Annotated in this window: 10 protein-coding genes and 1 pseudogene; 6 read left to right on the top strand and 5 right to left on the bottom strand. The window is 69.5% G+C overall.

The window, feature by feature from the left end; all coding sequences use genetic code 11:
- Positions 1 to 133: 133 nt before the first annotated feature.
- From ACIP8W_RS15700 to ACIP8W_RS15690, 3 genes are all read left to right on the top strand, one after another.
- A complete protein-coding gene (locus tag ACIP8W_RS15700) occupies positions 134 to 538 on the top strand; it encodes an FG-GAP repeat domain-containing protein (protein WP_402203322.1) in 405 nt (134 codons plus the stop codon).
- An 862-nt stretch (positions 539 to 1400) separates the two neighbouring features.
- On the top strand, positions 1401 to 1709 hold the full coding sequence (locus ACIP8W_RS15695) for a hypothetical protein (RefSeq protein WP_401958657.1): 309 nt from the start codon (positions 1401 to 1403) through the stop codon (positions 1707 to 1709).
- Entirely contained in the window at positions 1706 to 2386 is a 681-nt protein-coding gene (locus ACIP8W_RS15690; RefSeq protein WP_401958655.1) for a restriction endonuclease, read from the top strand. The genes ACIP8W_RS15695 and ACIP8W_RS15690 overlap by 4 nt, the downstream gene beginning before the upstream one ends.
- A gap of 22 nt (positions 2387 to 2408) precedes the next feature.
- On the opposite strand, the gene ACIP8W_RS15685 is transcribed toward ACIP8W_RS15690, so the two are convergent.
- The gene (locus tag ACIP8W_RS15685) at positions 2409 to 3710 is read right to left on the bottom strand and encodes a helix-turn-helix domain-containing protein (protein ID WP_402203320.1); all 1302 of its coding nucleotides are present in this window, start codon (positions 3708 to 3710) and stop codon (positions 2409 to 2411) included.
- A 174-nt stretch (positions 3711 to 3884) separates the two neighbouring features.
- Between ACIP8W_RS15685 and ACIP8W_RS15680 the strand changes: the two genes are divergently transcribed.
- A complete protein-coding gene (locus tag ACIP8W_RS15680; protein ID WP_401958652.1) occupies positions 3885 to 4613 on the top strand; it encodes a DUF4232 domain-containing protein in 729 nt (242 codons plus the stop codon).
- 474 nt (positions 4614 to 5087) lie between these two features.
- Here ACIP8W_RS15680 and ACIP8W_RS15675 read toward each other — a convergent pair whose 3' ends face one another.
- Positions 5088 to 5879, bottom strand: coding sequence for a LuxR C-terminal-related transcriptional regulator (locus tag ACIP8W_RS15675; RefSeq protein WP_402203318.1), 792 nt, complete (start codon positions 5877 to 5879; stop codon positions 5088 to 5090).
- Between the two features lie 574 nt (positions 5880 to 6453).
- Positions 6454 to 6864 (bottom strand): Fur family transcriptional regulator, encoded by a 411-nt coding sequence (locus ACIP8W_RS15670; RefSeq protein WP_401958648.1) that lies wholly within the window; start codon positions 6862 to 6864, stop codon positions 6454 to 6456.
- 423 nt (positions 6865 to 7287) lie between these two features.
- Here ACIP8W_RS15670 and katG point away from each other — a divergent pair, with 423 nt between their 5' ends.
- The gene (katG, locus tag ACIP8W_RS15665) at positions 7288 to 9519 is read left to right on the top strand and encodes a catalase/peroxidase HPI (RefSeq protein ID WP_401958644.1); all 2232 of its coding nucleotides are present in this window, start codon (positions 7288 to 7290) and stop codon (positions 9517 to 9519) included.
- Positions 9520 to 9753: 234 nt separating this feature from the next.
- Here katG and ACIP8W_RS15660 read toward each other — a convergent pair whose 3' ends face one another.
- On the bottom strand, positions 9754 to 10605 hold the full coding sequence (locus ACIP8W_RS15660) for a hypothetical protein (protein WP_402203316.1): 852 nt from the start codon (positions 10603 to 10605) through the stop codon (positions 9754 to 9756).
- Positions 10606 to 10782: 177 nt separating this feature from the next.
- Here ACIP8W_RS15660 and ACIP8W_RS15655 point away from each other — a divergent pair.
- Positions 10783 to 11270: pseudogene (locus ACIP8W_RS15655) on the top strand (ATP-binding cassette domain-containing protein); the annotation flags it as partial.
- Positions 11271 to 11303: 33 nt separating this feature from the next.
- Here ACIP8W_RS15655 and ACIP8W_RS15650 read toward each other — a convergent pair.
- Positions 11304 to 12584, bottom strand: coding sequence for an MFS transporter (locus ACIP8W_RS15650; RefSeq protein WP_401958634.1), 1281 nt, complete (start codon positions 12582 to 12584; stop codon positions 11304 to 11306).
- Positions 12585 to 12744: the final 160 nt, after the last annotated feature.

The raw sequence follows: 12744 nt of genomic DNA, 5'->3' as shown, positions 1-12744 counted from the left end.
ACCTCGGTGACCGTCCGGCCTGCGGAGTCGACGAGCGCGATCGCGTCCCGTTTGAACTCCGCGGTGTACCGCCTCGTGTACTTGCTTCCCACCTGGTGCTACTTCCTCTGGAACCTCATGTCCCAGTCTCCAGGTGTCCACGATCAAGGGGAAGCTTCACTTCGCCAACGACGGCCGCAACAAGCTCGCCGGCGGTAAGAAAATCGGGTCCGGCTGGTCGGCCTATACGCATGTCATCGGTGCCGGTGACCTGAACAGTGACGGTTTCGGTGACATCCTGGCCCGGGGAAAGAACGGCACCCTGTACCGGTACGAGGGCACGGGGAAGGGAACTCTGGGGCCGCGGGTGACCATGTTCGCCAACTGGGGTGCCACGTACAACGCGATCGTGGGCGTCGGCGACCTCACGGGTGACGGCAAGAACGACGTGATCATGCGCGACAAGGCCGGCATTCTCTACCGCTCCAACGGCAACGGCTCCTTCGGCGCGCGGGCAAAGGTCGCCACCGGCCGGCAGGGGTACAAGGGCCTCTTCTGAGGACGATTCGCAGGCACGTCCGACTTGCCACCGCGACGCGCCGACGAGGCGCCTCACCCGCTCCATGTCGAAGGCGAAGCCCTCGGTGCGACTGAACGATCAAGGCCCGGGTCACTGATCCGGGCTTGATCGTGCCCTCGCCGTACCAGCTCCGCTCCTCGGAAACGGCTTCGGGTGCGGCCCCTTCCCGGGGAGAGATGAGCTGGGGCTTCGCTGATCCGGCCTTGGGCGAGGTCGCGCCGGTGGCCGCTTCCTGTTCGTTCCTCGCCGAGGCGGGTACCGCCCGCCGGGCAGACGCTGCCCGCCCCTTACAACTCTGCTACTGCACAAGGCTGTTGTGTCATTCCCAGGGCGGAGAGAAGTGCAGCCCGGCGGAGGATCCGCACGCGTGCCGGTTACTGAAAGATCTCCCCTGTTCGAACATGCGACCGAAAGGATCGATATCGTGCGCAGACGACGTCTCGCGCCCCTGTTGGCCGTGAGTGTCACGGCAACGCTGGCTCCCGCGCTCGCCACCTCGACGGCCACCGCTGCTCCCGGCGCGCGCCCCGGACCGTTTCTGAGCCCGGTCGGATGGCCCACTACCGCATGACCCACTGCCGTATGACCCACTGCCGTATGACCCACTGCCGTATGACCCGTTGAAGAGGGGGCGGGACTCCTGGCGGTCCCGCGCCCTTGGGCGCCGCGCGATCGATTCGGGCCCTTCTGCGGGGCTGCCGCCCCGTCCGGGGCGGCGGTGGCTCGAAGTGATCACGTAGGGCGATCTCGGAGTGACGTGTTGTCAGTGGCGGGTGCTTTCATGGGGGCAGTTGCGCGGGGAGGCGTAGCTGGACCGATGAGGGGGGACACGGCTGTGCCCGTGATCGAGCAGTACGTGAAGTCGAACGGCACCGTGGTCAGGAGGCACACCCGCCTCCCGGCCGGGGCTCGTCGGGAGACGGCCATTCTGGGGGTGATCGTGGCCGGGGTGTTCGTCCTCGGCAACGGCAACACGGGCTCGGGTGCCGATGTACGGCCGGAGCAGCTGCGGTTGCCGGGGCAGCAGCCACGGTCGCAGCCGGCGGTGGTCTACCCGATCGAGCGGCCCGAGTGGGACAGGCCGGCCGTGCGGCCCACGCCGACCGTTTCGTATCCGATCGTCTTCCCCGGCCCGGGGAGTGGGCGGTGAGCCGCCGGCCCCGTCGGCCCCGGCGGCGGAAGGGCGCGGAATCGCAGGAGGCGTGGGTATACGTCCTGGGTGCCATGGCGGCCGTGACCATGGTGACGGCGGTGCTGAGGTGGCTGGCGGCGCACCCCTGGGTCGTGGTTCTCGCGCTGCTGGCGGCCGCAGGCGGGTACGCGGTATGGCTGCGTCGGAGGCGGGAGGCCGCGCGGTGGGAGCGGGTCCGGGCCCAGGGGCTGCGTTACGCGATCGAGCGCCTCGACAGCCTGCACCACCAGCAGTTCGAGTTCGCCATACGGGACTTGATGCGTCGCGACGGCTGCGCGGACGCGCAGCAGGTGGGCGGGCGGGGCGACAACGGTGCGGATGTGAAGGCCACCGACCCGTACGGGCGGCGCTGGGTGATCCAGTGCAAGCACCGCAAGGCAGGCATATCCGGCTCCGCCGTGGGCACGCCCGACCTCCAGGTCCTCAACGGCACCGGCCGCCAGATACACAACGGCGACGTCCTCGTCATGCTCACCAACGGCCGCTTCACCGCCCCGGCGCTGGACTTCGCCAGATCCCAGCGCCTCCACCTGGTGGACCGCGCCCTCCTGGCCCAGTGGGCGGGTGGCTCCCGTCCGCTGTGGGAATTGCTCCGGGCCGTCCCACCTCCGCGCAGGCCCACCTCGCTGTCCTGACACACTCCGCACGCGGTCCCGGTCAGCCCACCCGTTCAATCCACTCGCTGCCGCCCAGCGGGTAGTCGTAGCCGGGTCGGCCGAGGCCCGCGCTTGTACGGAACGGGGTGCCGTCGTTGTCGATGCGCACCGTGCCGCGGCGGTTGCCGCTGGACCAGTCCAGGCTGAGGTCCCAGCGGACGTCGTGTGCCCTGACCTGCGCGGTGATGTAGAAGACCTCCGGGTCGGACTCGCTGACCTTGTACGGGAAGTCGCGCTGGCCGTTCTTGACGGTGACCGTGGGGCTGCCCGCGTCGAGGTCGATGGCGAACGACTTGGTTCCGACGCCCCCGCCACAGCCGACCCCCATCGAATAGTCGTTCCAGGCGAGCGGCGCGCCCTTGGTGACGACGCGTACATGCAGCGCCTCCAGCACGACCGTGTCCCGCCCGGCGCCCTGAACGGTCAGGGCGACCCGCTGTGTCCCCGAGGAGACCGCGCCGTAGGCGGCGGCCCAGCGCGGTGCGTCCTGCTCGTTCGCGGGCGGGCCGACCTGCGCGGGTTCGCTGTCGACCAGGAAATTCTGGCTGCACGGGTCTTCGTAGACGTAGGGGCGGGTGGCGACGTTCAGCGGTGCGGCGGTGCTGCCGCTGGTGGAGGTGGATGCTGATGTGGAGGCGGACGGTCCGAGGATCTTGTCGCTCGGGGGAGGGCTCGTGGTGTCCGGGGCGGGGTATGTCCATGCCGGTACCGTGATGTCCCCCGAACCGGTGATCGCGGCGGCGGTATCGCCTGCCCGCCGCTCCCCCGCGCCGTCCTCGCGCCCGCCTCCGCCGAAGGGCCCATTGACGGCGAGCACCACGGCTCCCAGTACGGCGGCCAGCGCGGCGGAGGCGATCAGCGCGTTACGGCGCCGCCATAGCGGCGCGGGCTCGCGCGGTACGTCGACGGCGACCGGCTCGGTGTCCTTGCCCCGTACGTACGTCGACGCCGCCCCGGCCGAGTCCGCCGCCGGTCCGGCGGCCGCCGCCTCCGGCGAACCACCGGCCGCCGTGGCCCGGTCCGGCCTGCCCCTTCGTACCGCGTCCGCCAGGATCCAGCGCCGGTGCAACTCCATCAGTTCCTGCGGCGTCGCCCGGCACACCCGCGCGAGGCGCTCCGCCGGTGCGTACTCGTTGGGCATCGCGGTGCCGTTGCAGTAGCGGTGCAGCGTCGACGTACTCATGTGCAGCCGCTTGGCCAGCGTCCCGTAGCTCAGCCCCGCGCGTTCCTTCAACTCCCGCAGCAACGCCGCGAACTCGTCCGTCGCCCCGGCCCCTTTCGCCTCCGACACCCGTTCCGCCATTCCCCGTTGTCCCATTCACGTGTCCCAGGGTCACTGTGTTTCCCCTGGTCAGATGCCATTTCAGCGTTCCAGCGTCCCGAACTCCCCGCTGTCCATGGCGGTCGGGACGGATCACGCCACAAACTCCGGTCATCCAAGCACCACATCCGTTGAACGCCGAAGGGGCGCAGCCACATGCAGAGCATCCGAAACTCCCGCACCCGTTTTCTGACCTCCGCCGCGACCGTCGCACTCACCGCGCTCTCCCTGACCGCGTGCGGCACGGGAACGGGCGTGGCCGACGAGGGCGCGTCGGCGGGTTCCGCCACGAACGCCACGACCGCCGCCGCAGCTCCCGCGGCGGCCGCTCCCGCATCGCCGGCGGCCGCCTCCGGATCCTCCGACGGCGACTCCTCCAACGACGTGGAACCGGCCGCCGCCAGCTCCAAGCCGGCCGCGCAGGCCCCTGCCTCGAAGGCCCCCGCCGCCGCCCGCAAGACGATCACCTGCGAGGGCTCCAACACCAAGACGGTCGCAGCCCCGCTGAACCGTCCCGTCAACCACATGCTCCTCACCGTCACCAACACCGGCAGGGACACCTGCTACCTGTACAGCTACCCGGCCGTCCGCTTCGGCGAGGCCCAGTCGGTGCCGCCGGTCATTGAGGGCTCCCGCCCTGACGGCCTCATCACGCTCAAGCCGGGCGAGTCCGGCTACGCCTCCGTGAACCTGTCCGCCGCCGACGGCAGCGGCTCCCACGGCCGTACGGAGAAGTCCCTGACCGTCTCCTTCCGCGGCCCCTCCGGCAACGAGAGCGTCGGTGCGAGCGCCCGGCCCTCGCTGCCCGCCAAGGGCGTTTACGTCGACAACTCGCTCAAGGTCACGTACTGGCTGCCGTCGATGGACGACGCCATCAGCTGGTAACACTGACGCGTGGGCCGCATCGGCGATCTCGCCGATGCGGCCCGCCAACCGCAGAGCGAGGGTGCCCGGCCCGCATCCCACATCGAGGAGGCGCCCCCGTCCGTCGAGTCCCAGCACCCCGGCGAGCGCGTCCACCGGTCCGGGCGCGCAGGGGATCCTCCCCCCGCTCGTCACCAGGAGGCGGCGCCCGAGAACAACGCGGCGCCCCACACAGGAAGTCTTCTCCAGACGGGCGGTGGGCTCCTCAAGAAGGAGGGAGGACAGGGGGCTTCTCCAGTCGGAACATGAGAGTTCTTCGAACCGGTTCAACCGGAACACGATGGTTCTTCAGCCGGGCAGCCGGGGTCTTCAGCCGGGCAGGGGAGTCTTCAGCCGGGCAGGGGGGAGTCTTCAGCCGGGCAGGGGGAGTCTTCACCCGGGCAGGCGGGGTCTTCACCCGGGCAGGGGGAGTCTTCAGCCGGGCAGGCGGGGTCTTCACCCGGGCAGGGGAGTCTTCAAGTGCCCGAGCCACCGCAGGATCGCCTCGGTCTGGCTGTGCACGTCGAGCTTTTTGTAAATGCGGCTCAGATAGTTCCTGACCGTCTTCTCGCTCAGGAACATTCCACGGGCGATGTCATGGACATCACGGCCCGAGGCGAGCAGGTCCATGAGCCGGCACTCCCGCTCGGACAGTCGCGAGCAGCCTTCCAGGGCTGTGACCGCTGGTGGCACTACCGCCGGCGGCACCTTGGTTATCGGCGTGGCCATCAATGTGGTGATCGCCTCCGGCCGCGCCCTGCCGCCCTCCCCACCCGTGGTCCTGGCTCCGGTTCCCGCTCTGGCTCCGGCTCTCGCCCGGGAGGCGATCCTGACCTGTTCCGCGGCGATCCACGGGTCCAGCATGCTGGCGCCGTGGGCGGCACATCTCAGCGCCTCGTCGAGGAAACACGCGTACTGGTTCTCCAGCAGGTAGCTGACGGCCCCGTGATCGAACGCCGCCGACACGTCGTCCCAGTCCAGCCAGGGCGCCAGCACCGCGACGGGCGGCAGCCCTGCCTCCGCCCCGGCCAGGAAACGCACCAGGTTCCGCGCCATATCCGTACCGTGGAACAACACAACGTCGTCGCTTGAGCGAATTTCCCACGGCTCCGTGACCAGCCGGGTGGCGAACCCCGAGAGCTGAACCGGCCTGAGGCCGTACTGGCTGACGAGCGCGACCGACATCGGCGGCGGCTCGGAGGGGGAAAAGGCCAGTTCGGACGCGTGGCCTAACACTACTGTCTCCATCGTCAGGGGATGCGTAGTTCTTATGCTTGAACTTTTTAGCACGTTACTCGCCAGTCGCGAATTCGCAATGGATCACACCTCCCCATCGGAACCATCGGGTGCGCTATCGCGCGAGTTATCGCGCGAGCAGTCGTGTATTTGTCGGGGGTTATTGGGATGCTTGGTGAAGGTCGTCGGTTCGACGGCCATACCGGACAAGCGATGTTCTACGGCCCTTCCACCAGAGAGCCGACCAAACAGGTCGGCGCCGCAGCTGCCCCACCTCACCCCGGGGGCGGCGCGCCGCATCGGCGACGATCCGCCGAAGATTCCGTACCAAATTCACGGAGCGCTGAAATGGAAACCCATCAAGCAATCGACGCGCCGGTGGTCGCGGTCGCCCCGGCGGGAACAAAGGCCGAAGTCAACGGCAGGACCGGATTCGTCGGCCAGGCGAAACACCCCGTCCTGGTGGGACGAGAGCACCATCCCGCCCCCGGACAGTCGGCGCATTCGGAATATCCGGCGCATCCGACGCAACGGCGTCACGCCCCGTGCCGAGGGGCCCGCCCTCGCAGCCCCCTCGCGTCGCGCGCTATACGCAGGACGGGCACAGGCCCCGGTAGGTGACTTCCGCCTCCGAGACCGCGAAGCCGAAACGTTCCTCCACCGGGAGCACCGCCAAGGGGTCGCCGGTGGGATGGACGTCTCGGATGGCGCCGCAGCCCGAGCAGACCAGGTGGTGGTGGGGGTGGCGGGCGTTCGGGTCGTAGCGCTTGGCGCGGCCGTCGGTGCAGACCTCGGTGACCTCACCGAGGGAGACCAGCTCACCCAGGGCGTTGTAGACGGTCGTACGGGAAATCTCGGGCAGCCGCCGCACCGCGAGGGCGTGCACCTCGTCGGCCGTGAGGTGCACGTGGTCGCCGTCGAGGACCTCCGCAACGACACGCCGCTGGGAGGTCATCCTCCAGCCACGCCCCCGCAGCCGCTCCAGCAGGTCGCTCATGTCGGTTCACCTATTCGAGTCCGGCGGGACACCCGCGCTTCGCTCCACTGGCGGGTGTCCGGGTTCCTATTGGATGTGGAGCTGGCGTACTTCTTGACTTGGACTCTGTCCATTGTAGGATCGACTCCGGTGATAGCCAAGGGGCAGGAAGTTTGCAGTACGGCATGAGACAACGTGACGGGACCACCGCCGAGGGGACACACCGCCCCTGCTCGCAGGTGACGGTTTCCCGGGTGCGCGATGTCCGGGCCATCTCCCCCTTCGTACCGCTCGCGAGTCCCTCCGCGCCCCCATGGCGGCGGGGCTCGTACGGTGTGTCGGGCCGGCCTGCGGCCCTGGTCGTCTCCCGGGGTCCGCGCCCCGACTGTTCCCCCCACCCGCAGTTCCCGAGCACCGTCATCCACCTGGCCCGGAAGGATTCCCATGACTGAGAACCATGATGCAATCGTCGTAGACGCGAAGACCGAGGGCGGGGGTGGCTGCCCGGTCGTACACGGGCGGGCCTCGCACCCGACCCAGGGTGGCGGAAACCGTCAGTGGTGGCCGGAGCGGCTCAACCTGAAGATCCTCGCCAAGAACCCCGCCGTGGCCAACCCGCTCGGTGAGGAGTTCGACTACGCCGAGGCGTTCAAGAACCTCGACCTCCCGGCCGTGAAGCAGGACATCGCGGAGGTGCTGACCACCTCGCAGGACTGGTGGCCCGCCGACTTCGGCCACTACGGCCCGCTCATGGTCCGGATGGCGTGGCACAGCGCGGGTACGTACCGCATCAGCGACGGCCGTGGTGGCGGCGGCGCCGGTCAGCAGCGCTTCGCCCCCCTGAACAGCTGGCCGGACAACGGCAACCTCGACAAGGCCCGCCGTCTGCTGTGGCCGGTCAAGAAGAAGTACGGCCAGAGCCTCTCCTGGGCCGACCTCATGATCCTCGCCGGCAACGTGGCGCTGGAGACGATGGGCTTCGAGACCTTCGGCTTCGGTGGCGGCCGCGCGGACGTCTGGGAGCCCGACGAGGACGTGTACTGGGGTCCCGAGAAGGTCTGGCTCGACGACGAGCGCTACACCGGCGACCGTGAGCTGGAGAGCCCCCTCGGCGCGGTTCAGATGGGTCTCATCTACGTCAACCCCGAGGGCCCCAACGGCAACCCTGACCCGCTGGCCGCGGCCCGCGACATCCGCGAGACGTTCCGCCGCATGGCGATGAACGACGAGGAGACGGTCGCCCTGATCGCGGGCGGTCACACCTTCGGCAAGACCCACGGCGCGGGCCCGGCGGAGAACGTCGGCGTCGAGCCCGAGGGCGCCCCGATCGAGGAGCAGGGCCTCGGCTGGAAGAACTCGTTCGGCACCGGCAAGGGCGGCGACACGATCACCAGTGGCCTGGAGGTCACCTGGACCGCCACGCCCACCCAGTGGGGCAACGGCTTCTTCCAGAACCTGTTCGGTTACGAGTGGGAGCTGACGAAGAGCCCCGCCGGCGCCCACCAGTGGGTCGCCAAGGACGGCGCGGGCGCGGGCACCATCCCGCACGCCCACGACGCGTCGAAGAGCCTGGCCCCGACCATGCTGACGACCGACCTCTCGCTCCGGTTCGACCCGGCGTACGAGCAGATCTCGCGGCGCTTCCTGGAGAACCCCGCCGAGTTCGCGGACGCGTTCGCCCGCGCGTGGTTCAAGCTGACCCACCGCGACCTGGGCCCGGTCGTGCGCTACCTCGGCCCGGAGGTCCCCTCCGAGACCCTGCTGTGGCAGGACCCGCTCCCCGAGGTGACCCACACCCTGGTGAACGCCGAGGACATCGCCGCGCTCAAGGAGCAGATCCTCGCCGCGGGCCTCACCGTGTCCCAGCTGGTGTCCACCGCCTGGGCGTCCGCCTCCTCCTTCCGGGGCAGCGACAAGCGCGGCGGCGCCAACGGCGCCCGTATCCGCCTCCAGCCGCAGGTCGGCTGGGAGGTCAACGAGCCCGACCAGCTCTCGGTGGTGCTGGCCGCCCTCGAAGGCATCCAGGGTGCGTTCAACTACGGCCGCACCGACGGCAAGCAGCTCTCGCTCGCCGACCTGATCGTCCTCGCCGGTGCCGCGGGCGTCGAGAAGGCCGCCAAGGACGCCGGTTTCGACGTCGAGGTTCCCTTCACGCCGGGCCGCGCGGACGCGTCGCAGGAACAGACGGACGTGGAGTCGTTCTCCGCGCTGGAGCCGGCCGCCGACGGGTTCCGCAACTACCTCGGCAAGGGCAGCCGCCTGCCGGCCGAGTACCTGCTGATCGACAAGGCCAACCTGCTCAACCTGAGCGCCCCCGAGCTGACGGTCCTCATCGGCGGTCTCCGTGTCCTGAACACGAACTACGGACAGTCGCCGCTCGGTGTGCTCACCGCGGCCCCCGGGACGCTGACCAACGACTTCTTCGTCAACCTGCTCGACCTGGGTACGACGTGGAAGGCGACCTCCGAGGACCAGAACACCTTCGAGGGCCGCGACGACGCCACGGGCGAGTTCAAGTGGACCGGCAGCCGCGCCGACCTGGTCTTCGGGTCCAACTCCGAGCTGCGCGCGCTGGCCGAGGTCTACGCGAGCGATGACGCGAAGGAGAAGTTCGTGAAGGACTTCGTCTCCGCGTGGGACAAGGTCATGAACCTCGACCGGTTCGACCTCGTCTGAATCACCACACGGTGATCGATCACGTCACACCGTGACTCGATCGCTGGATTGTTCGGTGACGCCCGGGGCGTTCGGGCAGCCTTCGTCGGCTGCCCGGACGCCCCGGGCGTTTTGCGTTCCAGACGGTCTCGGACGGTTTCAGGCGGTTTCAGACGGTCGGACAGTCAGGCGGTTTCAGACGGTCGGACAGTCAGGCGGTCTCAGACGGCCGGACAGTCAGGCGGTCTCAGGCGGTCAGAGCCCGTACCGGCTCTTCACATGGCGCCAGAAGTCACGGAACATCCACTTGTCGAACTCCGTGATCTGGGCGGCCGCTCCCGCCTTCATGAGGAAGCAGCACTGCCCCGTCGGCGTCCAGTCGTAGAAGTCGTCGAGACCGAAGGTGTGGCCGACTTCGTGCAGGTAGATGTGGATGTTCTCCTGGCCCAGCGCGCCGGTGAAGTACTCCTGCCCGAGGCGCTGCCCCCAGTCGCCGCCCGCGCCGCCCTGGAACCCCTTGGTCAGCCAGAGCGACTGGTCGTAGTGGCGGGCCGCGCCGCCGGGGCAGCGTGAGTAGTTGCCGTCCTGGTGGAAGAAACGGCCGCAGTCCGGCGCACACTGCGGGGCGCCGCCCTCATCGAGGTTTCCGGCGTAGACGTCGACGGAGTTGTCGGTCCACTGGAGTGTCGAGCGGTTCTTCACGGCCCAGCCGACGATGTTGACCGGCACGGTGGTGTACGGCCACGCGTTGTGACCTCGGCCGTTCTCCACCATCGCCGCCGTCCACTTACCGAACTGCTTCTTCAGCGAGGCGTGGATCGTGTCGCGCAGCGCCGCGCTGACCGGGGCGTCCGACTCCCAGCGGACGCAGTAGTTGATGCTGCCCCTGTTGGCCATGATCTGGTCCCAGCCGTAATTGCGGAACCCGTAGAGGTCGGGATAGGTCGACGAGACGTGGTTCCACACCTCGCCCAGCGGCTGCACCAGGTTCGCGGGCGGGTTCCACTCCTCCGCCGCCTGCGCGGGGGACGCGGTGGTGACGGGCATGGCGACCATCGCGATGAGGGCGGCGAGGATGGTGACCAGGCGCGCGAGTCTTTTGCGCACGGTGACTCCCTTGATAGTGGGGGGAGGGATCCGTCCTCAAGTCGCCGCCGACACCCTCGCGGGTTGCTTTCCGAACCGGACAGGTTCGCCCGAAGTCCGGTCAGGTTTCCCTCAGTTGGACCCGCCGGCCCCCTGGTCGGTGATGGTGCCCGCGGTACGCGCGGCGGTGAGCCACTCCTCGCCCCGCACCAGCGGGTGGCGCGCGGTATCGCGTACGTACCTCAGGGCAGCAGTCGTTCCCTCATCTGACCACCGCCGAGAACCTCCAACTCATCGCGGACGGAAGCTCCGACGGCAAGGAGGCCGTCGCCGAGGCGCTGGACCTCTTCCCCGCGCTGCGTGAACTGTCCGGCCGCCGGGCCGGGTTGCTCTCCGGCGGCCAGCGACAGCAACTCGCCCTGGCCCGCGCCCCGATCACCCGCCCCCGGCTGCTGCTCGACGAACCGACCGAGGGGATCCAGCCCTCCGTCGTCGCGGAGATCGAGGAGACGATCCTCGCTCTGACGCGACGCGGCGGCCTGTCCGTACTGCTGGTCGAGCAGCATGTCGGTTTCGCGATGCGGGCCGCCCAGCACTACTACGTACTGGAATCGGGGCGGGTCACCTCATCCGGCGAGGGCGGCCTCCGGCCGGAACGGACCGTACGGGCCGCGCTCAGTGTGTGACACGGTCCGCCCGGCCCCTCCACCCCGTCGGTGTCAGCCCTTCCCCGGTGCGGACATCGCGCGCACCTCCGGGTCCGTACGCAGCCGGGCGAAGGTCAGCGCGAGCGCGACGGCCTGGAGGAGCGCGCAGACGGTGACCACCTGGCCCAGCAGGTCCGGCGGTGTGAGCGCCACCAGAACGCCCGCCACCGGGTACGGCAGCATCAGCAGCACGATGGTCACCGACAGGACGCTGCCGAACACGGCCGGGGGGATCAGCCGGGACCGTACCGTACGCAGAACGACCGTCAGACCGCCCTCGCCCACCATCAGGACGGCGATCAGGACCAGATACGAGGAGTACGACCCCGCCCGAGCGACCGCCAGACACGCGGCCGACACGATCACGGCGGACACCACACCCACCACCCACAGCCCGAAGCGGTCGATCGCGAACCGGCAGACGGTCACGGCCAGCAGGGAGGCCACGGCGGCGGCCGACCACACCACCCCCACCGCCGAGGTGGAGTAGCCCAGTTGCTGGACCACGATGACCGGCGCGGCGGCCTGGAGCAGCCCGACCACGAGGTTGGAGACCGCCAGCCCCGCGACCATCCAGCACAGCGCGGGCAGCGCCCGCAGCGTCGTCCACCCGGCCCGCCACGACTGCGCCAGCTGTACGGAAGCCGACTGCGCCGAAGCCTGTACGAACACCCGCCGCCCCCGGGGCGCGAGTACGGCGCCGAGCACCGACAGCACGCCCAGCACCGTGAGCATCCCGCCGGGCCCGGCCCACTCCAGCAGGAAGCCGCCCAGCGCCGGGCCCACCAGGGTGGCGCTCTGGTCGATCCCGGCCAGCACCGACTGCACCCGGTGCGCCTTGTCGCCCGCGTCACGGCTGGCGACGGCCCCCGCCGTCTCGGCGGCCACGTAGGAGAACTCGGTCAGCACCCCGGTCATCGCCGCGAGCAGCATCACCGTGACCGTCGCGGCCGGGCCGCCCTCCATCCGGCCCAGCACCAGCGCGGCGGCGCCCACGAGCAACGCCCGCAGGACGCAGGCGAGCCGGAAGACCCTGGCCGTACCGTGCCGGTCGACCATCGATCCGGCCAGCCCGAACGCGGCGAGCCTGGGCACCCATTCGACCGTGAACGCGAGCCCGGTCAGCGAGGCCGAACCGGTCGTGGCCAGCACCAGCAGCGGAATCGCGTACGTCGCCATGGACTGCGCGGCGGCGTCCGCGCTCCGGGGCAGATAGATCCCGCGCAGCAAACTCCGGACCGGAACGCGGGCGTGTCGGCCGCCGCCGGAGCGGAATATGACAAGGACGGTCATCGGGACTTTCGGTCAGGGCCGGAAACTGGCCCGCAAAGACTGCTGCGGGAACGGCACAGTCATCCGGCTGACGGCACATTCCGTCATTCTAGAGGCTGGCCCCCGTTACCCTCGAACGGGGTCAACCACACCTGGAATAAGTTGAGTTGACTCCCACTCA

The organism is Streptomyces sp. NPDC088554, from assembly GCF_044752945.1.
Taxonomy (GTDB): domain Bacteria; phylum Actinomycetota; class Actinomycetes; order Streptomycetales; family Streptomycetaceae; genus Streptomyces.
This window is presented reverse-complemented; position numbering and strand designations above follow the sequence as displayed.